This window comes from Chromohalobacter moromii, from assembly GCF_023091865.1.
Classification (GTDB): Bacteria; Pseudomonadota; Gammaproteobacteria; order Pseudomonadales; family Halomonadaceae; genus Chromohalobacter; species Chromohalobacter moromii.
Window position 1 is genome coordinate 408,864 of record NZ_JAHXDI010000003.1, and the last position, 19,734, is coordinate 428,597.

At 62.4% G+C, this 19,734-nt stretch carries 18 protein-coding genes; 12 read left to right on the plus strand and 6 right to left on the minus strand.

Annotated features, from left to right (window positions below; all coding sequences use genetic code 11):
• The first annotated feature begins 299 nt into the window (after positions 1–299).
• The 6 genes from cysZ (at position 300) to fhuF (ending at position 6,895) form a co-directional block, all read left to right on the plus strand.
• Entirely contained in the window at positions 300–1,028 is a 729-nt protein-coding gene (gene cysZ, locus KZO83_RS11960; protein WP_246941482.1) for a sulfate transporter CysZ, read from the plus strand.
• A 28-nt stretch (positions 1,029–1,056) separates the two neighbouring features.
• Positions 1,057–1,983, plus strand: a complete 927-nt coding sequence (locus tag KZO83_RS11965; RefSeq protein ID WP_178998905.1) for a ZIP family metal transporter — start codon at positions 1,057–1,059, stop codon at positions 1,981–1,983.
• A 131-nt stretch (positions 1,984–2,114) separates the two neighbouring features.
• Entirely contained in the window at positions 2,115–2,726 is a 612-nt protein-coding gene (locus KZO83_RS11970) for a superoxide dismutase (RefSeq protein WP_040240325.1), read from the plus strand.
• Between the two features lie 36 nt (positions 2,727–2,762).
• Positions 2,763–3,764: a helix-turn-helix transcriptional regulator gene (locus tag KZO83_RS11975; protein WP_247620975.1), complete on the plus strand. Its 1,002-nt coding sequence runs from the start codon at positions 2,763–2,765 to the stop codon at positions 3,762–3,764.
• A gap of 217 nt (positions 3,765–3,981) precedes the next feature.
• Positions 3,982–6,042: a TonB-dependent siderophore receptor gene (locus KZO83_RS11980; protein WP_247621094.1), complete on the plus strand. Its 2,061-nt coding sequence runs from the start codon at positions 3,982–3,984 to the stop codon at positions 6,040–6,042.
• Between the two features lie 94 nt (positions 6,043–6,136).
• A complete protein-coding gene (fhuF, locus tag KZO83_RS11985; RefSeq protein ID WP_247620976.1) occupies positions 6,137–6,895 on the plus strand; it encodes a siderophore-iron reductase FhuF in 759 nt (252 codons plus the stop codon).
• 80 nt (positions 6,896–6,975) lie between these two features.
• Here fhuF and phoR read toward each other — a convergent pair whose 3' ends face one another.
• From phoR to KZO83_RS12005, 4 genes are all read right to left on the minus strand, one after another.
• Positions 6,976–8,295: a phosphate regulon sensor histidine kinase PhoR gene (phoR, locus tag KZO83_RS11990; protein ID WP_075368464.1), complete on the minus strand. Its 1,320-nt coding sequence runs from the start codon at positions 8,293–8,295 to the stop codon at positions 6,976–6,978.
• Positions 8,296–8,300: 5 nt separating this feature from the next.
• A complete protein-coding gene (phoB, locus tag KZO83_RS11995) occupies positions 8,301–8,990 on the minus strand; it encodes a phosphate regulon transcriptional regulator PhoB (protein WP_075368463.1) in 690 nt (229 codons plus the stop codon).
• 124 nt (positions 8,991–9,114) lie between these two features.
• The gene (gene ubiA, locus KZO83_RS12000) at positions 9,115–10,008 is read right to left on the minus strand and encodes a 4-hydroxybenzoate octaprenyltransferase (RefSeq protein ID WP_247620977.1); all 894 of its coding nucleotides are present in this window, start codon (positions 10,006–10,008) and stop codon (positions 9,115–9,117) included.
• A gap of 103 nt (positions 10,009–10,111) precedes the next feature.
• The gene (locus KZO83_RS12005; RefSeq protein ID WP_075368461.1) at positions 10,112–10,660 is read right to left on the minus strand and encodes a chorismate--pyruvate lyase family protein; all 549 of its coding nucleotides are present in this window, start codon (positions 10,658–10,660) and stop codon (positions 10,112–10,114) included.
• 134 nt (positions 10,661–10,794) lie between these two features.
• On the opposite strand from KZO83_RS12005, the gene KZO83_RS12010 reads away from it, so the two are divergent.
• The 5 genes from KZO83_RS12010 to KZO83_RS12030 all read left to right on the plus strand — a co-directional run bounded on the left by KZO83_RS12010 (position 10,795) and on the right by KZO83_RS12030 (position 15,693).
• Positions 10,795–11,955 (plus strand): FAD-dependent oxidoreductase, encoded by a 1,161-nt coding sequence (locus KZO83_RS12010; protein WP_247620978.1) that lies wholly within the window; start codon positions 10,795–10,797, stop codon positions 11,953–11,955.
• A 117-nt stretch (positions 11,956–12,072) separates the two neighbouring features.
• A complete protein-coding gene (locus KZO83_RS12015) occupies positions 12,073–12,378 on the plus strand; it encodes an HU family DNA-binding protein (protein ID WP_472924481.1) in 306 nt (101 codons plus the stop codon).
• Between the two features lie 91 nt (positions 12,379–12,469).
• Positions 12,470–12,829 (plus strand): hypothetical protein, encoded by a 360-nt coding sequence (locus tag KZO83_RS12020; protein WP_040240344.1) that lies wholly within the window; start codon positions 12,470–12,472, stop codon positions 12,827–12,829.
• A 109-nt stretch (positions 12,830–12,938) separates the two neighbouring features.
• A complete protein-coding gene (gene yccS, locus KZO83_RS12025) occupies positions 12,939–15,125 on the plus strand; it encodes a YccS family putative transporter (RefSeq protein WP_247620979.1) in 2,187 nt (728 codons plus the stop codon).
• Positions 15,126–15,303: 178 nt separating this feature from the next.
• On the plus strand, positions 15,304–15,693 hold the full coding sequence (locus tag KZO83_RS12030) for an XRE family transcriptional regulator (RefSeq protein ID WP_247620980.1): 390 nt from the start codon (positions 15,304–15,306) through the stop codon (positions 15,691–15,693).
• 24 nt (positions 15,694–15,717) lie between these two features.
• Here the strand turns inward: KZO83_RS12030 and recG are convergent, their stop codons facing one another.
• Together recG and KZO83_RS12040 are read right to left on the minus strand one after the other, a co-directional pair.
• Positions 15,718–17,811, minus strand: a complete 2,094-nt coding sequence (gene recG, locus KZO83_RS12035) for an ATP-dependent DNA helicase RecG (protein ID WP_248287598.1) — start codon at positions 17,809–17,811, stop codon at positions 15,718–15,720.
• Complete coding sequence (locus KZO83_RS12040; RefSeq protein WP_247620981.1) at positions 17,808–18,728, minus strand: hydrogen peroxide-inducible genes activator; 921 nt, start codon at positions 18,726–18,728, stop codon at positions 17,808–17,810. Before KZO83_RS12040 ends, recG begins: the two co-directional genes overlap by 4 nt.
• Positions 18,729–18,845: 117 nt before the next feature.
• On the opposite strand from KZO83_RS12040, the gene KZO83_RS12045 reads away from it, so the two are divergent.
• The gene (locus KZO83_RS12045) at positions 18,846–19,724 is read left to right on the plus strand and encodes an SDR family oxidoreductase (RefSeq protein WP_247620982.1); all 879 of its coding nucleotides are present in this window, start codon (positions 18,846–18,848) and stop codon (positions 19,722–19,724) included.
• Positions 19,725–19,734 lie beyond the last annotated feature (10 nt).

The window sequence follows — 19,734 nt, forward strand, 5'->3', positions numbered from 1 at the left end:
TGTTCTCTTGTCGCGATGCCGAGCCGCGTCATGTACAGGCCGGGGAGGCGCGTTAACGCTGCCGTTCAGGCATCCCGGTTCAGCTACGTTAGCACACCGCCGTGCCGCGCTTGACCGCTATTCGTAGGGTTGCGTCGAAAGGCCGAGCGGGTCATGCGTTTTACTGAGCACGAAGTCTGAGAGAGTCTCATACTAGTATTAAATTTTTCATCAACCGTGGGAGATGGGCGCTGGGGCCGCTGCATGGCATGCTGTGTTGCGCAGAGTCCGCGCTATCGTCTATCAAGGGATAAACCTCGATGCTGCATGCGTTTACCGCCATCAGTCAGGGTACACGGCTGGTTTTGTCGCCGGGGATGCGCCGCTTCGTCATTGCGCCAGTGGCGATCAACCTACTGATCTACGCCGCCACGCTAGGCTATTTGTTCACGCATTTCGGTGGCTGGCTCGACTACTGGATGCTCAAGGTACCCTCCTGGCTCGAGTGGCTGGAGTGGTTGATCTGGCCGCTACTGGTGGTGAGCCTGCTGCTGGTGGTGTTCTTTTCCTTCACGCTGGTGACCAACCTGATCGCCGCGCCATTTTATGGTTTTCTCGCCGAAAAGGTGGAATGGCGTCTGAGCGGGGCGCCGCCCAACGATACGCGGGGGCTTTTCCGCGCGGGAGTCGACGCGTTAGGGCGGGAATTCGTCAAGCTGGGGTACATGCTGCCGCGCATGGCGCTGTTGTTCATACTCGGCTTCGTGCCCGGCGTGAACGTATTCATGCCGTTCTTGTGGGCTGCCTTTTCGGCGTGGATGTTGGCGATTCAATACCTGGATTATCCGATGGATAACAACCAGGTGAGCTTTGGCGACATGCGACGACGTTTGCGGACCCGTTGGTGGCCGACGCTGACCTTCGGATTCGGCATGTCGCTGGCGACGTGGATACCGGTGCTCAATCTGGTGTTGTTGCCGGGCGGCGTGGCGGGCGCGGTGATACTCTGGCAGCAGTATTACCGTCATCTACCGACTGTGACACGCTGAACGCTCTCGACGACGCAGGAGACCCCGCATGCAAGATACGCAAGCGCCCTCGCAAGCGCCTTCTATAGCGCCAGGTGGCTTTATTCGACGCCGCTGGGCGCTGGGCATCCTACTCGCGGCCGCCGTGGGCGCGTTCCTGGTATGGTGGCTGGGCGCCCAGATGCGTGATTGGCTGGGGACGTTGAGCACGCTTCAGGCGGGCATGTTGGCGAGCCTGGTCGCCGGGCTTTTCACGCCGCTGGGGGCGTTACCGATCATGGTGTTGCGCCACATCAGCCAGCGTCTCGAGGATGCCTTGATGGGCTTCGGCGCCGGCGTGATGTTGGCGGCGACGGCCTATTCCCTGGCGATGCCGGCCTACGAGGACTCGCTGGCGCTCACCGGCACCATCGGCTGGGCCCTAATGATCGTCTGCGGGGGGATCATATGTGGCGGCATTCTGGTCTGGGGCATGGACCGCTTCGTGCCCCACGAGCATTTCGCGTTAGGCAAGCAGGGCGGCGCGGATGCCTTGCAGATCCGACGTATCTGGTTGTTCATCTTCGCCATCACCATTCACAACTTTCCCGAAGGGTTGGCGGTTGGCGTGGGCTACGCGCGTGGCGACATGGCCGCCGGAGTGGCGCTGACGCTGGGCATCGGTCTCCAGAATCTGCCCGAGGGCCTGATCGTCTCCCTGGGGCTGCTGGCTATCGGCTATTCGCGCCTCACTGCATTGGGGGCGGCGTTATTGAGCGGTCTGGTGGAGCCTATCGGCGGGGTCATCGGGGCCTTTGCGGTGCATGTCGTCGACGCCTTGCTGCCTTTTGGCCTAGCCTTTGCCGCTGGCGCGATGTTGTTCGTGATCAGCCACGAGATCATTCCTGAGTCGCATCGCAAAGGACATGAACGCGATGCGACCTTCGGAGTGCTGGGAGGATTCATGCTGATGTTCGTGCTCGACAAGGTGTTCTGACCCCCTCGCCCAAGCTGCTAAGTAATTGACAAACCTGCAATGAAAACTATTATTGTTAGGTACAACGTGCCGTTGGTGCCATGTTGCACCAAGGCTCGACATTCGACGATAGATTGACAAGGAGGTATGTCGTGGCGCATCAACTACCGACGTTACCCTATGCTTATGATGCCTTGGAACCGCATATCGATGCGCTCACCATGGAGATCCATCACAGCCGTCACCATCAGACCTACGTCAATAATCTGAACGCTGCTCTGGAAGGCACGGATCTTGAGTCGCTGCCGGTCGAAACCCTGATGGGAGAAATCGAGCGCGTTCCGGAAGCCAAGCGTCAGGCAGTGATCAACAACGGCGGCGGGCACGCCAACCATTCGCTGTTCTGGACGGTCATGTCGGCACAGGGTGGAGGCAAAGCCAAGGGCGATTTGGCCTCAGCTATCGACAATGAGCTGGGCGGTGACGAAGCGTTCCGTGAAGCCTTCACGCAAGCTGCCGTCAAGCGTTTCGGCAGTGGCTGGGCTTGGCTATCCGTCACGCCTGCCGGGCGCCTGGTCGTGGAAAACACGCTCAATCAGGATAGCCCGCTGATGCACGGCAATACGCCGATTCTGGGGCTGGACGTGTGGGAACACGCTTATTACCTCAAGTATCAGAACAAGCGTCCCGAGTACATCAAGGCCTTCTTCGAGGTCGTCGATTGGGACGAAGTGGCACGTCGTTACGCCGAAGCCACTGCGTAAGCCTATCGGGGGTATGTCATGGGCCCGGTGACAGGCATGACGAACGATGTCTCAGTGCCGGCCCAATGCCTGACCATGGCAGATTTCGGCGCTTTCGAGCGCCGTTATCGTTTGTATCACCGCTTTCCTTCCTTGACCCGCAACGACGCCGCTTCCACCCCGGTGGCCGAGGGTTGGGTCGACGAATGTCGCCCTGCCATGGGTGTCAGCCTCGTCGGTTCGCGCCTCACGATTCACCATACCTACGAAACGCACGCCTTGGCCGACGCGCCAGCGCATGTGTCGATCATCGTGATACTCGAGGGCAGCGCGGAACTGTCGCACGGTGGGCAACATTTCACCCTGGCACCGCGTGAAGCGTTAATGCTCACGCACGCCGGTCAGCAGACGTTGAGTGCACGTCATGCCGGTGGGCAGCGCCTGCGCGCGATCAATCTCACCCTCCTGGACACCGCACGTACGTCACATACGCGCTTGGCTACGCCGCTGGCTGAATTGCTCGACAACGCCGCCAGTGAGGCATGGCGCTTGTCCTTGCCCGAAGGCGTTTGGCTGTCGCTTGAAGAGTGGCTGAATGCGCCATCGGAGGAGACACAGCATGCCTTACTCGGCGAGGGGCTGGCGCTGCAATTGATGGCCCACGGCCTGGCGGCTCGGGGAACACCTCCTAGGCAGGAATGTCGCTTGGGGGTGCGTGATCGCTACCATTTGGCACGTGTGCGTGAATGTCTGCACGAATATCCCGAGGCGTCGCATAGCATCGAATCCTTGGCGCAACTTGCCTGCATGAGCCCCAGCGCATTGCGTGACAAGTTTCGCCAGGCGTATGGCCAGTCGGTCTTCGAATGTTTGCGCCAACGCCGCCTCGAAATGGCCCATGAGCTGCTCCGGGAAGGATATAGCGTGCAGTACGTCGCAACACGGGTCGGGTATCGGCATGCCAGCAACTTTGCCACCGCCTTCAAGCAGCGTTATGGCCTATCGCCGCGTGCGTTGCACCAGCGTCTACCCCTACCTGGGGCCGTGAATACTTCTTAATGATGAAAGAAGTTCCTCCGCGAGCTTGCTTACAGCGCCGCGCATAGGTTTTTCGGCATTCAGCATAAGCAGAACGACTCTTAAAAGTTAATAATTCTCACTCTCCATAAGAAACGGGTCGGCCGCGACCCGAGGACGAGAGCGAGGAAGCGTTTTCATGAGTCGCACATTGCATCCCCACTGGTTTTCCTGCGCGTGCCTGGCAGGCGTACTGTTCATGCCCACGACGACATGGGCGCAATCCGAAAGCAATGACGGCGGGGCCGTCGATTTGTCCACGGTGACGGTCTCGGGCCAGGCCGCCACCAAGACACAGACGCCGATTGTCGAAACCCCTCAGTCCGTCTCGCGAGTCGACCGCGACGAGATGGATGAGCGTGACACCCGCACCCTCAGGGAAGCCGCGCAATATACGCCGGGGGTCTATACCAATCAGGTCGGCGCCTCCAATCGCTACGATTACCTGGTCATGCGAGGGTTCTCCGACGGCAGCTTGAGCAATACCTATCTCGATGGTCTCAAGGTCATGGGCGATACCAACGGTTACAGCTCGATGGTGATCGATCCGTATTTCCTGGAGAACGTCGAAATCGTCAAGGGACCGGCCTCCGTACTCTACGGGCGCTCCTCCCCCGGTGGCCTGGTGGCGTTGACCAGCAAGCAGCCGCAGTTCGAGACGCATCGTCAACTACGGTTTAGCGTCGGCAACAACAGTCAGCGCAGCGCGGCGTTCGATCTGACCGGCCCTCTGGACGACGAGCGGCGGGCCGCCTATCGCGTGGTGGGGCTGGCCAGCGGTGCGGATACCCAGTTCGACACGGTCGAGGAGGAGCGCTATGCCATCGCGCCATCGGTGACCTGGGACGTCACCGACGACACGACGCTGTCGTTCATGGCCTATCTGCAAAAGGACCCGGAAGGCGGCTATCACTCCGGCGTGCCTTACGAGGGGGCCGTGGAAAGCCACAATGGCCAGAAGATCAGCAATAATTTCTTCGATGGCGAGGACGATTACGACAAGTTCGAGCGAACCCAGCGTATGTTCGGTTACAGCCTCGAGCACCGCTTCAACGATGCCTGGACCGCGCGCCAGAAGGTGCGCTATCTGAACTCGGATACCACCTTGAACCAGGTCTACGGTTACGGATGGACATCGCCCGATTCCAACGAGTTGGTTCGCTACTACTCGGGGGGGCGAGAGTCGCTCGAAGCCTGGACGGTCGATAACCAGCTCGAGGGCGAATTCTCCAGCGGCTTTATCGACCATACCTTGCTAGTCGGTGTGGACTACCAGGACCGTCAGAATGATGTGGTATGGACGTCAGGTTCCTTCCCATCTCTCGATGCCTTCGATCCGCAGTATGGTGCCGATCCGGTAGGCGATATCGCGGTGACCAACGACGAACGTCACGAGCTGACCCAGACCGGTGCCTATCTACAGGATCAGATGGCATTCGATCGCTGGCGTCTCACGCTCGGAGGCCGCTACGACTGGGTCTCGATCACCAACGAGCAGAAATTGGCCAATCGAGAAGATACGCTCGACGAAACCTATTTCAGCGGTCGCGCGGGGCTCCTGTACTTGTTCGACAACGGCGTTGCGCCTTACGTCAGCTATAACACGGCCTTCACACCGACCAGTTTCGTCGATATCGATGGCGATGTGCTCGATCCCATGGAAGGTGAGCAATGGGAGACGGGTCTCAAGTATCAGCCCCCGGGCACCCAAGATCGCTACAGCCTCTCGCTGTTCCGCATCACCCAGGAAAACGTCGCCACCAAGGAGCAGCCCACCGACCCCTACCGCTCCATCGGCGAGATCGAGTCGCAGGGCCTGGAGCTGGAAGCCAGAACGCAGTTGACGGACGCGCTACGCCTACAGGCTGCCTACAGCTATACCGATATCACCTACACCAAGAGTGATGTCGAAAGTGAGCAGGGTAGCCACGCCATATACGCGCCGCGTCACCAGGCGAGTCTGTGGGGGCACTATGCCTTCCAGGGCGATACGCTTGCGGGGCTGGATGCCGGTCTCGGGGTGCGCTATTACGCCGATATCCAAGCGGATCGCGCCAACACCGAGCAAGTGCCCGATTACACGCTGGTCGATGCCATGCTGGGGTATGACCTGGGGCAGATGGGCATGTCGGGCATGCAGGTGCAGCTCAACGTGGGCAACTTGCTCGACAAGGAATACGTGGCCTCATGCAACTCGCTTCAATATTGCTACTTCGGGGCGGAACGGAATGTGCGCGCGAGTCTGACCTACGACTTTTAGGCACGATTGAATCGAGAGTGGTTTTCATTTACGCTTTTTGGCGTGGGTATCTTGCCCACGCCTTCCACTTGGCCTCGCCACAGGAAAGCTTTCGATGTCAGTGTTGCTTGATCGGTTTTATACCGGTCCCTTGAAGGGGGTGGAGCGCAAGCTACTTACCTGGGATCAGGCGCCCGCGACGACTTGGGCGGCGCGAGATGTATTCTCCGAGCCTGGGATGACGCAGATCCTCAAGCGTTATGGCGCCGAGCATCAGCATGGCGATTCTCGCGCCGTGATATCGCTGTGGTCGAAATATTTCCTGGCGCTCACTACCTATCTGGGGGCGGCGCATAATTTGCTGGCGGAGCGACAATTACCGCTCGAACTGTCGCGCCTGGGGGTGGTGCTCGGCGAGGATATGCTCATCGAGGCACTGGTGGTCGAAGACACCGGCACACCGCTCATCGCGACCCAAGCCGAGGCGCGCTTTTTGCCCTTGATACGTGACACCTGGGGGCCGGCGATTGCCTGCATGGCCGAGCACACCGGCATCGCGCCCCGCGCATTATGGGGCAATCTCGGCCACTACTATGACTACCTCATCTCCCAGCTTTACTCCTTGCCCGGTGCCCAGACGCGGGCCGAGACGGGCGGGCGTCTGATGACCCAACGTGAATTGGCCGATGGCGAGCGCAACCCGCTGTTTCGCCCCATTCGCTACCATGAAAGCAGCGAAGGCGACATCGAACGCACGCGGCGTGTCTGCTGCATTCGCTATCTGCTCCCCGGGCTCGGCTACTGCGGTAACTGCCCGTTGGCGTGTCGCGAGAAGGCCGCAACACAATCGCCACGTCGCGTGGTCAACGGCTGACTATTCCGTCTGCTTGCCGCTTCATCTGGTAGCCGCCGACTTGTCCACATAGGCATCGGCACTTGGTTTATCCACAGAACCTAGCCATGGCCCACGGCACGCCGTTCTTCGGGGGCGGCGCGTACGCGCGTGGCGGGGAAGACACAGCGGAAAAGCGCGCCCCGACCGGGGTGGCTGTCGATGTCGAGATGCGCATCGTGGCGCAGCAACACATGCTTGACGATCGCCAGCCCCAATCCGGTGCCGCCGTTGGCGGCGCTGCGCCCTTTGTCGACGCGGTAGAAACGCTCGGTGAGGCGTGGCAGGTGCACCGGGTCGATACCGTCGCCGTCGTCCTCGACCTCGACTGCGGCACCTTCCTTCCAGGCCTTCCAGCGTAGCGTGACGGTGCTGCCTGCTGGAGTGTACCGCACGGCGTTGAAGACCAGGTTGGAGACGGCACTGCGCATCTCGCCTTCATCACCCAGCAGGCAGTGGTCGGTGTGGATGTCCAGGACTATCTCGTGACTGCCCGCGCAGAGGTTGGCGGCATCGTCGCGAATGTTTTCCAGCAGCGTGGCCATGTCCAGCGGGGCCGGGTCGTCGCGGGTCTGATCGGTTTCCAGTTTCGACAGCAACAGCAGGTCCTCGACCAGGTTCTGCATGCGCTGCGTTTGTTCCTGCATCTGGCCGAGGCCACGCTGCCAGCGCGATGGCAATTGGTCGGCCTGATCGAGGTAGGTCTCGAGATAACCGGTCAACACGGTGAGCGGGGTACGCAGTTCGTGGGAGACGTTGGCGACGAAATCGCGCCGCATTTCTTCTAGACGATGCAGTCGCGAGATATCGCGCGCCATGACCAGGCGCTCGTTGTCGCCGAACAGCGTGACCTGGTATTGCAGCGTCATGTCATCGCGTATCGGCGAGGCCAAGGTCAGCGGTTCGCGGTAATCGCGGGCATTGAAATAGGCCACGAAGCGGGGGTCGCGCAAGAAGTTGGTGATGTGCTGGCCGCGATCATGGGGCGTTTGAAAGCCAAGCATCTGGGTCGCGGCGCTGTTCCACCATTCCAGGTCGCCGTGCCGGTCGAGCATGACCACGGCATCGCGCATCGCCTCGCAGGAGTCTTGTACGCGGCGGATGATATCGCGCAGGCGGGCCTGCGATTGACGCTGGGTTTTCTGATACTTGTAGAGGCGGTCGAACAGATCTCCCCAGACCCCGGCACCGACCGGTGGCGTGTCATGCGGATGCTGGGTCAGCCAGACATACAGGGCGCGCAAATGGCGCAGATGCAGGTAGACGTAGAGGCCCAGGCCGGCGGCGAGCCCCCAGCCGGGCTCGCCGAAGAGCCAGCCGAGGACACCGAGCCCGATGACGAGGTACGCCAGACGCCACAGTTCGTTGGTCCAATAGTACACGTGCGCTACTCCTTGGTGGAGAAGCGATAACCGGTGCCGCGTACCGTCTGAATGAGGTGTTGATGGTCATCGCCGAGCACCTTGCGCAGGCGGCGAATATGCACGTCGACGGTGCGCTCCTCGACGTAGACATTGCCACCCCAGACCTGGTCGAGCAACTGGCTACGGGTGTAGGCGCGCTCCTGGTGCGTCATGAAGAACTGCAGGAGCCGGTACTCGGTGGGGCCTACGTCCAGCGCCTCGCCGTTGGCGCTGACCCGGTGGCTGACGGGGTCGAGACGCAAGCCGTCGATTTCCACCGTTTCCTCGACCCCGGTGGGCGTGGCGCGTCGCAGCACGGCCTTGAGGCGTGCCACCAGCTCCCGCGGCGAGAACGGCTTGGTGATGTAATCATCGGCGCCGGCTTCCAGCCCTTGAATCTTGTTGTCTTCCTCGCTCTTGGCGGTGAGCAGGATGATCGGTAGCTCGGCGGTGGCGGTATCGCGTTTGAGACGCCGCGCCAGTTCGATGCCGCTGGTGCCGGGCATCATCCAGTCCAGCAGCAACAAATCGGGCTGGTCGTCGACCACCATGGCGTGTGCCGTCTGAGCGTTGTCGGCTTCCAACACGCGGTAGTCGGCCATTTCCAGCGCCACCGCGATCATTTCGCGGATGGACGCCTCGTCATCGACGATGAGCACGGTCTTGGCGGTCATGGACGTGGGCCTCTTGCGGATCGCTATGAAACGAATCACTCATGAATGACATCAGCATGACGATTACAACGCGCTAATGTGACAACTTCGTGACAATAACGCCCTTTACCTATAGCTCATAGCGTCACATGGGCCATAACGATAGGGCGATGCCCGCGAAGATCACCAGCCCGGCCCAATGATTGTTGAGGAAGGCGCGGAAGCAAGGATCGCGCTCGCGATGACGAATCAAATAGTGCTGGTAGACGAAGATCGCCACCATGGCGGCCAGTCCCAGCCAGAAGAAACCGCCTAGCGCCAGTCGCAAGCCGACCCAGGCGAGCAGCACGACGGTCACGCCCTGCAACAGTCCGATCATCAGTCGGTCGGCGTGGCCGAACAGCACCGCCGTGGACTTGATGCCCACCTTGAGGTCGTCGTCGCGGTCGACGATGGCGTATTCGGTGTCGTAGGCCACCGTCCAGGCGATGTTGGCGGCCAGCAGCAACCACGCCTCGAGCGGTACCTGGCGCTGAATGGCCATGAACGCCATGGGAATACCCCACGAGAAAGCTGCGCCCAGCACTACCTGCGGGAAATGCGTATAGCGTTTCATGAACGGATAGGTGGCTGCCAACGCCAGCGCCGCGAATGACAGCAACACGGTGGGGAGGTTGGTCAGGCAGACCAGGCCGAAGGCAATCGCCACCAGCACTGCGAAGGTGGCCTTGGCTTCCGTCTCGGAGATGCGCCCGGTGGCCAATGGCCGGTCACGCGTACGCTTGACGTGCCCATCGAAATGGCGATCGGCGTAGTCGTTGACCACGCAACCGGCGGCACGCATCACGTACACGCCGATAACGAAGATCAGCAGCGTGCCGCGCTCGGGTACGCCCTCGGCCGCCAACCACAGGGCCCACAGCGTCGGCCACATCAGCAGCCAGGTGCCGATGGGGCGGTCCAGGCGCGTCAGGCGCAGGAAATCCGGCACGCGGGCCAAGCCGGTGGGGCGCACGGCGTCGGATGAATCGGCGGACATCGGGCTCTCCTGTGAAAGCGTGGCTGTGAAAAAAGCAACGTGCCTGTGAAAAAGTAACGTGGCCGTGAAAAAGTAACGTGGCCGTGAAACGCGAGTGGCTAGCTTAGCGCGATGACAACGCGAGGTCAGCGTCCATGGCGTCGAGAAAGAATTCTTGGACGAGAATCGCTGTATGCCCCAGGCGTAGGACCGAACGCCGCCCCCAGGGCGTGGCGCGACCGAATGCCGTCACGAGCGTGGGAGCCGGCGACCGAATGATCTCGATAGGGCCGCGTTCGAGACCGGGTTGGCGAAATAACCAGCTACCCAGCGAACGTGTTCCCAGCGACTGCAGTCGCGCGCCGTGAAGCGACGCTAGCGGGGCCACCGAACGTGCCGCGACCCACGGTGTGTCGCCCAGCATCAGCATGACCTCGCGACGCCAGATACGGGCTCGGGGGTCGAGTCCCAACGCCCGGGCCTCAGTGTGCCGAGGGCGGCTGATTCCCTGCGCTAGCAGTCGGACCCCGAAGGGCTGTGTGCTGGCGGCGCGTAGCTGCGCAGTCAGCGAGCCGCGCGAGGCTACCCAACGCCACCAAGCGGCACTCATGCGGGGGCGCTGGGCGGCAGCCGGTAGCCAGTGTGGACCAGCACTGAAACGATCGTGTGTCATGCGTAAAATCAGGCTCAAAGTACATGAGTGTATCATGCGTGTACGATGCGCTATGGCGGCGTCCGCGCTTGCGAGGCTTGAGCTGTCGTATCGCCGCGTCGTCATCTTTCTGTCATGCGTAGCACGAGGCGCCAATGAGCGACCCTTTGATCATCGTCGGCAGCGGCATGGCTGGCCTGGGCCTGGCCCGGCAAGTACGTGCTCGCGATGCGCGGCGCGCCATCACCTTGATCACCGCCGATAGCGGCGCCGACTATTCGAAACCGCTTTTGTCGACGGGTTTCGCCAAGGGCATGCCGCCTGAGCGTTTGGCGATGCGTTCCCCCATCGACGTGGCCGATGCGCTTCAGGTGACCATGCGTACGCATACGCGGGTCGACACCATCGACCCGCGAACGCAGACGCTGGCCATCGGCGCGGAACGCCTGCCCTACGGCGAACTGGTCTTGGCCACCGGAGCAGCGCCCAGCGCGCCTTTCACGGTGTCGGACGAGGTGCGTGATCGCGTCTTCACCATCAACGATCTCGACGACTATCGGCGTTTTCATGGCGTCTTATCGCACCATGGTGGCGCTGTGCGCGTGGCGATCATCGGTGCCGGACTGGTGGGCTGTGAGTTCGCCGACGACCTGCTTGCCGGGGGCCATCGCGTGGCACTCGTCGCCCCTGAGCAAACGCCTTTGGCGCGTCTTTTGCCGCCGCCGCTGGGCCAGGTACTGGGGGCTGCGCTGAGCAAGTCGGGCGCCGACCTGCGCCTGGGACGTAGCCTCGCGCAGCTCCAGCGTGACGATGAGGCGCTCTCGCTGGTGCTCGACGATGGCGAGGCGTTGTCCGCCGATCTGGTGTTGATCGCCACCGGCCTCTCGCCGCGTACCGCGCTGGCCGAGACCGCTGGCCTCGCGGTCTCTGAGGCGGGTATCCAGACGGATCGTTACCTGGCGACCGCGCAGCCCGGCATCCATGCATTGGGCGACTGTGCCTGTGTGGCGGGACTCAACGCCATGTACGTGCAACCGCTTCAGGCCAGTGCCAAGGCGCTGGCGGCGACCCTGACCGGGACGCCGACGCCGGTCGCTTACGGCGCCTGGCCAGTGTTGGTCAAGACCCCGTCTTGTCCGGTGGTGGCCCTACCGCCGCGCCAAGCACCGGTACGCTGGCGGATCGAGGGCGAAGGCGACGATCTCAGCGCGCTCGCCGAGGATGAAAATGGCTATTTGCAGGGGTTTGCATTGACAGGGGCTTGCGTACGTCGGAAAGTCGAGCTGGCGCGGGTCGCCCCGCCGTTGCTACCCTAGCTTAGGTCGTCATGCCGGAGGGTATCGGTCTGACGCATTAGGTGGGTAGTGTTAGCGCTGCGCCGAGGGCGTGGCGCTCGTTTCGCTCATTGAAAAACAACAAGCGATATCAAAGAGATGTCGCATTCGTTGCCAAACCAGGAGGGCTTTATGCGCAAGCCAGAACTCGCCGCGGCGATTGCCGATCGTGCCGATCTTTCCAAGGACAAGGCCAGTCAGGTCCTTAATGTCATTCTCGATGAAATCACAGGTACCGTCTCCAAGGGCCAGGATGTCTCGCTGATCGGGTTCGGTGCCTTCACCGTCCGCGAGCGTGCCGCGCGTACCGGCAAGAACCCGCAGACGGGTAAGCCGTTGACCATTCCGGCGAGCAAGACCGTGGCGTTCAAGCCCGGCAAGGCGCTCAAGGACGCCGTGAAGTGAGTGATGGCACGGAGTGTTCGGGTCATCCATCCACCGGCGCTCCGTGCAATTTCTTCTCTTTTCCCCTCTTTTTCTATGTGGCGAGGCGCGCATGAAACTGCGTCTGATGCTGTGGTTGTTGGGTGTCATGCTCAAGCGTGCTCGACGTCGCAATCCGCGTTTTCAGCAGAGGCTCTCGGACATGCAACGCTTCGATTGGGGCGTCGCCACCGAGGATCTCAGTCTCGCGCGCCATTACCGTATGCGCCCCGAGGCCATCGAAGACGCGCCGGGCTTACCCATCGATCTTGATCTGGAATTGCGCTTTCGCGATGCCGATGCTGGCGTGGCGTTTCTCAAGCGCCCCACAGCGCGTGCGTTCTTCGACGGTTTGCAAAGTGGTCGTCTGCGTCTGGTCGGCGACTCGCGCGACCTGGAGCGGCTACAGGGATTGCTCAAGCACCTACGGTAGCATCCGCCACACGACGGAAGTCGCCCTGGCTCGGTCGGGTTCGTTATACTAACGTCGTAGTGTCGTGCATGGCACGACTTCCTGGCTCGTTACCGTCCGACCGAGAGATATGCTGCCGACGTCGTTGACCCAACCGCTTAGACGCCTCTGGACCCTGGAGTCCTTCGCCTACAGCTTGCGTGTGTTCATCGCTCTGGCTGGCGTCATGGCGCTGTGCTGGTATCTCGACGACATGGGTAAGCTGATCCCGCTGTTCCTGGGGATCATCGCCAGTGCCCTGGCGGAGACCGATGACACCTGGCAGGGACGCCTGCAGGCGTTGCTGGTGACCCTGGTCTGCTTTGCCGTCGCCGCAGTGTCGGTAGAGCTGACGTTCGCGCATCCCGTGATCTTCGCGGTGGGCCTTGGCGTGTCGAGTTTCGGCATGACCATGCTCGGTGCGGTGGGACAGCGCTATGCGACCATCGCCACCGCGACCCTGATTCTCGCCATCTACACTATGATCAGCCTCGAGCAACACGGCGGTGTGGCGCTGGGCGAGCTGTGGCGCGAGCCGTTGCTGCTGGTCTCGGGCGCGGCCTGGTACGGGGCGATCTCGGTGGTGTGGTGCGCCTTGTTTTCGCGTCATCCGCTCAAGTTGAGCCTGGCGCACGTCTTTCGCGAGCTGGGCGTTTACTTGCGCCTCAAGTCGGCGCTTTTCGAGCCGCTGAGAGGGATGGACATCGAGCAGCAGCGTCTGGCGCTGGCCCAGCAGAATGGCCGCGTGGTGGCGGCGCTCAACCAGAGCAAGGAGATGATCTTCCGACGCCTCGAAGGCCAGCGGGGCGGGCGCAAACTCAACCGCTACCTGCGCCTCTACTTCATCGCGCAGGATATTCACGAGCGGGCGAGTTCCTCGCATTATCCGTATGGCGCGCTGGCCGAGGCATTCTTCCATCACGATATTCTATTTCGCGCCCAGCGCCTGCTCGATCAGCAAGGGCGTGCCTGCAAGGCCTTGAGTCGTGCGTTGCTTCTCGACCGGCCATTCGATCACGGCCCCAGCGCCCAGGCGCTGGAAGATTTCAACGCATCCCTGCACAACCTGCATGCCCAAGGGCGCGACGAATGGCGCGACCTGCTGCGCTCGCTGTCGGCGCTGGCCGATAACCTCGCCACGCTGGAAGACAAGCTGGCCGGTGTCGATAACCCCGATGCGCGTGCCGATCACGAGGACAGCAGTCTGTTCGACCGCTCGCCCCGCGGGCTACGCGACGTCGCCGAGCGTCTCCAGGCACATGTCAGCCTGGCGTCACCGGTGTTTCGCCATGCGCTACGCCTGAGCGCGACGCTGGTGGTGGGCTATGGCTTGCTGCACTGGATTCATCCCACCCAGGGGTACTGGATCCTACTCACCAGCGTGTTCGTGTGTCGACCCAATTTCGGGGCCACGCGGCGTTTTCTGCGTCAGCGTATTCAGGGCACGGTGCTAGGGTTGGTCGCCGGTTGGGCGCTGATCACGTTGTTTCCCACCGAGCCTATCCAGGCGTTGATCGCGGTGGCCGCCGGCGTCGCCTTCTTCGCCACCCGTGCGCATCATTACACGCTGGCGACGGCCGCCATCACGTTGATGGTGCTGTGCTGCTTCAATCAAGTCGGTGACGGCTTTGGGCTGATCTGGCCGCGCCTGTTCGATACCCTGCTGGGCGCCGCCATCGCGGGTCTAGCGGTGCTGGTGATCCTGCCCGATTGGCAAGGGCGGGGGTTGCACCGCCAGGCAGCAGCGACACTCGAAGCCAGTGCGGCCTATCTACGCGCGATTCTCGACCAGTACGCGCGTGGCAAGCGCGATGATCTTGCCTATCGGTTGGCACGGCGCAATGCTCATAACGCCGATGCGGCGCTTTCCACGACGCTGGGCAATGTGCTGCTGGAGCCGGGACACTTTCGCAAGGACGCCGATGTCGGGCTGCGTTTTCTGGTGCATTCGCACACCCTGTTGAGTTATCTCTCGGCATTGGGGGCGCATCGCGGGGCAGCCGGCGCCGCGGGTGACGACAACACCGCGGTAACGGCGGCGGCCGATGATGTGGCCGAGACGCTGGCGCGCGTGGCACGCCAGCTCGCTGCGGGCGAAACGGTCGAATCGCACCAGGACACCCTGACCCGTCATGCCGGCTTGCTGGAGGCGTCCGTCGCCGAGGAAGCGTGCGATGAGCGCCGCTTGTTGCAGAGCCAGCTGGCGTTGATCAGTCGCCAGCTCGTCGCGCTGAGCGAGGCGGCGGGGCGTTTGTCGACCCAGGCCTCGCGTGAATGACGGCATCACGGGTAAGTCACTGCTATCTGGGGATAATCGACGTCACGAAACGTAACCGGTAGTGTTGTGTTATCTTCAAAAAAGCAACGCAATGGTTACGTCGCTTGGGGGCGAGACGTCTTACTGTGCAGGCATGGAAGACGCCAAGACCCAATTCGCCCAACGCTTACGTTAAGCCATGCAACAGGCCGGCTATGCGCCCAAGCCCGCCGTGCTGGAGCGCGAGTTCAATTTGCGCAATCCGGGACGCCCGGTGACGCTGCATGGCGTGCGCCGCTGGCTGCGCGGCGAGACGCTGCCCACCCAGGAAAAGCTCGTGATTCTCGCCGAGTGGCTGAAAGTGCCGCCGGCAGCCTTGCGCTTCGGGGCTCCGGCACAGCACCGCGTCAATGAGAGCGACCACCTATGGGAAGCGCTGAGTTATCGCGAGCGCGAGACCCTGGAAGCCTTCGCCGGCTTGCCGCCGAGTCAACGTGCCATTGCCCGCGAGGTCATCATGGCGCTAGCCAAGGCGGGCAAGTGGGAGCGTCAGGCCGGTCAGACCGAGGATGACTCCGCACCCTCATGACGACTGGGCGGTGTCCGCCTGGCCTCACACTTGCCCGTAATGTCCGGCGTCTTCGCCCAGCCAACGACGGATCAAGGGCGTGGCGGCTTCCGGCGCCTCGTCGAGCAGCGCGCGCGCCAGGGGGCTGATGGTGTCGAGCAGGTCACGATCGCGCTCCAGATCGGCGATCTTCATCTGCGCCAGGCCCGTCTGACGCGTGCCGAGTACTTCGCCGGGGCCGCGCAGCTCCAGGTCCTTCTCGGCGATGCGAAAGCCATCGCTGGTATCGCGCATCACGCCCAACCGCTCCCGCGAGTGCTGCGATAGCGGCGGATGATACAGCAGTACACAGAAGCTCTCGGTGGCGCCGCGTCCCACGCGGCCACGTAGCTGATGCAATTGCGAGAGCCCCAAACGCTCGGGGTTCTCGATGATCATCAAGCTGGCGTTGGGCACGTCGACGCCGACCTCGATCACCGTGGTGGCGATGAGAAGATCCAGCTCGCCCGCCTTGAATGCCCCCATTACCTCGGCTTTTTCCGCCGCTTTCATGCGCCCGTGCACCAGGCCGATGGCTAGGTCGGGCAGCGCTTCGCCGAGGTGTTCATGGGTCGCCTCGGCGGCTTGGCAGGTCAAGGCTTCGGATTCTTCGATGAGCGTACACACCCAGTAAGCCTGATGGCCCTCGGCGCAGGCGCGGCGGATGCGTTCGATCACCTCGGGACGACGCTCGTCGGGGACTGCCACCGTTTTGACCGGCGTGCGCCCGGGCGGTAATTCGTCGATCATCGACAGATCGAGATCGGCATAGGCGCTCATCGCCAGCGTGCGTGGAATCGGCGTGGCGGTCATGATCAACTGGTGCGGCGTGAGGCCGCCGGCTTCACCCTTCTGGCGCAGTGCCAGGCGTTGGTGAACGCCAAAGCGGTGCTGTTCGTCGATGATCGCCAGGCCTAGGCGATGAAAGTGCACGTCGTCTTGAAACAGCGCGTGCGTGCCCACCGCGACCTGGATACGACCATCGGCGATGGCCGCCTTGGTGTCCAGACGCGCCTTGCCTTTGAGCTTGCCCGCCAGCCAGCCGACCTCGATGCCCAGCGGCGTAAACCAATCGCGGAAGTTGCGATAATGCTGCTCGGCGAGGATTTCGGTAGGCGCCATGATGGCCGCCTGACAGTCACCGGCGATGGCCGCCAGTGCCGCCATGGCGGCGACTACGGTCTTGCCCGAGCCGACGTCGCCCTGGACCAGGCGCAGCATAGGGGTAGCGCGCTCCAGATCGTGGCCGATTTCGTCGAGGACGCGGCGCTGCGCGCCGGTCAACGAAAACGGCAACTGGGTCAGAAAACGCGCCTGCAAGCCACGCCCGCCGCCCAGCGCGGGCGCGCTGTCGGTCTGGATGCGCAGACGCACCTGCCGCAGGCTGAGTTGATGGGCGAGCAGTTCTTCCAGCGCCAGGCGCCGCTGAGCGGGATGGCGCCCTTCGGCGAGACGTTCCACCGGTGCCTCGGGAGGTGGCTCGTGCAGGTAACGCAGCGACTCGAGCAGCCCCGGCAGGCGAAAGCGCTGGCGCAGGGTGTCGGGAATCCAATCCGGCAAGGCGTCGGGCGCGGCATCGAGTTGCTTGAGTGCCTGCTGGATCAGGCCGCGCAGGCGTGGTTGGGTCAAGCCCTCGGTGGTGGGGTAGATCGGCGTCAGGTGCTCCTCGACCGGGGCGTCCTCCTGATGCAGCAAGCGGTACTCGGGATGATAGATCTCGAGGCCCGTAGCGCCGGCGCGGGCCTCGCCGAAGGCACGCACACGCAAGCCACGCGTGAACTGCTGTTGCTGCGCGGGCGAAAAGTGGAAGAAGCGCAGGCTGAGGATGCCTGAACCATCCTTGAGGCGGACCAGCAGGCTGCGCCGCCGTCCCTTGACGATATCGGCAGCGGCGATATCGCCCTCGACCACGGCTTCGGTACCGGCGCGCAGGGTGCCGATCGGCGTGATGCGCGTCCGGTCCTGATAGCGCAACGGCAGATGAAAGAGCATATCGGCGATGCTGGCGATACCCAGTCGGGCGAGCTTGGCGGCCAGCGCTTCGCCCACGCCGGTGAGTTCGCTGACCGGCGCATCCATAGCCTTTATGTCAGTGCTCATGCCGCCTGGATACGCTGCTGTTGGCATGTCTCGATGGCCGTGGTCAGGGCATCGATGGCCTTGGGCCTGGGGAAGCTGGCACGCCAGGCGATGGCCACCGTGCGGCTGGGGACGCTATTGGCGAAGGGCCGGCTTTCGAGCAGTCCCGATTCATAATGGCCGGTGCCGATGGCCGACTTGGGTAGCACCGTGATGCCCAGCCCCGAGGCCACCATGTGGCGAATGGTTTCCAGCGAGCCGCCCTCGGCGATCAGAGTGTTGCCCGGATTATTGAGTTGATTGTTGATGGCGGGGCAAGCCTCGAGGATCTGGTCACGAAAACAGTGTCCCTCGCCCAACAGCAGCAGCTTTTCCTGGAGCAAGTCTTCCTTGGCGATCGCGGTCTTGCGTGTCCATGGATGGCCGGCGGGTAACAGCACTTCGAAAGGCTCTTCGTAGATCGCCTTGGTCAGCACATCCGGCTCGTTGAACGGCAGGGCGACGATCACGGCGTCCAGCTCACCACTGCGCAACTTGCGGCGTAGATCACCCGTCAGGCCTTCTTCGATGTACAGTGGCATCTGCGGGGCGTGACGCGCCAGCTCGGGAATCAGATGCGGAAACAGGTAAGGTCCGATGGTGTAGATCGCCCCAATGCGCAGCGGGCTTGCCAACTGGTCCTTGCCTTCAGTGGCCATTTCCTTGATGAGGCCGGCTTGTTCCAGCACCCGGTGCGCCTGAGCAACGATCTTCTCGCCCAGTGGTGTGACCTGTACGGTGGATTTGGAACGCTCGAACAGAGCGATGCCCAGTTCGTCTTCCAGTTTCTTGACGGCCACCGAAAGTGTGGGCTGGGAGACGTAGCAACGCTCGGCAGCGCGCCCGAAGTGGTGCTCTTGAGCCAAGGTTACGATATAACGAAGTTCTGTTAGGGTCATGGGCTGGGCCTTTTCGGGCCTCCTAGGCTACGCGATGGATTCACTAAGGTATTCGATGCAAGGGACTTTTTGCCAAAGACTTTTTATCAAGGACTTTTACCAAGAGGCTAGGGAAAGGTGAAGAAAACGACTCTGATTATTGGTTGCGGCGACATTGGTATCCAGCTAGGTAAGCGGTTGATCGACGCCGGCCAGCGGGTGATCGGCGTGCGCCGCCAGGTTGCGCCGCTCGCGGAAACAGGCATCGAGGCCCTGGCACTAGACGTCACGGACCCCGCTACGCTGGCACGTTTGCCCGACGCGGACACCGTAGTCTATATCCTAAGCGCTGCGCGCTTCGACGAAAACGCCTATGCCGAAGCGTATCCCAAGGGGCTCAAGGCCGTGCTCGGCGAACTCGAGACGCGCGCCACGCCACCCAAGCGCGTGTTTTTTGTCTCATCGACCGGCGTCTATGCCCAGCAAGCGGGCGAAGTGGTCGACGAAACCTCCGAGACCGAGCCCACCGGGTTCTCGGGGCTGTTGATGCGCGAGGCCGAACAAGCGCTGCTCGATCACCCCATGTCCGGCACCGTGGTACGTTTCTCCGGCATCTACGGCCCGGGGCGCGATCGGTTGATCCGCCAGGTCAAGGAAGGACGCGTCGCAGCGGCGAATCCGCCGATGTATTCCAACCGTATCCATCGCGACGATTGCGTGGGCGTGCTGGCGCATTTGATCGCCCTGGCGCTGGACGACCAGCCGCTGGAGTCGCTCTATCTGGCCAGTGACTGCGAGCCGACACCGCTGCACGAGGTGATGACGTGGATGGCCGGCAAGCTCAAGGTCGAGCTCACCGAGACCATCCAGTCGCCGCTACGGCGCCGGGCCAGCAAGCGCTGCGACAATACTCGGCTGCGTGACAGCGGCTACCGCTTTCAGTATCCCACCTTTCGCGAAGGCTACGCGGACGTGCTCAAGCAAGGCGGTTTCCTGGCTGCCACGGAAAGCGCGTGATGCCCGGTAG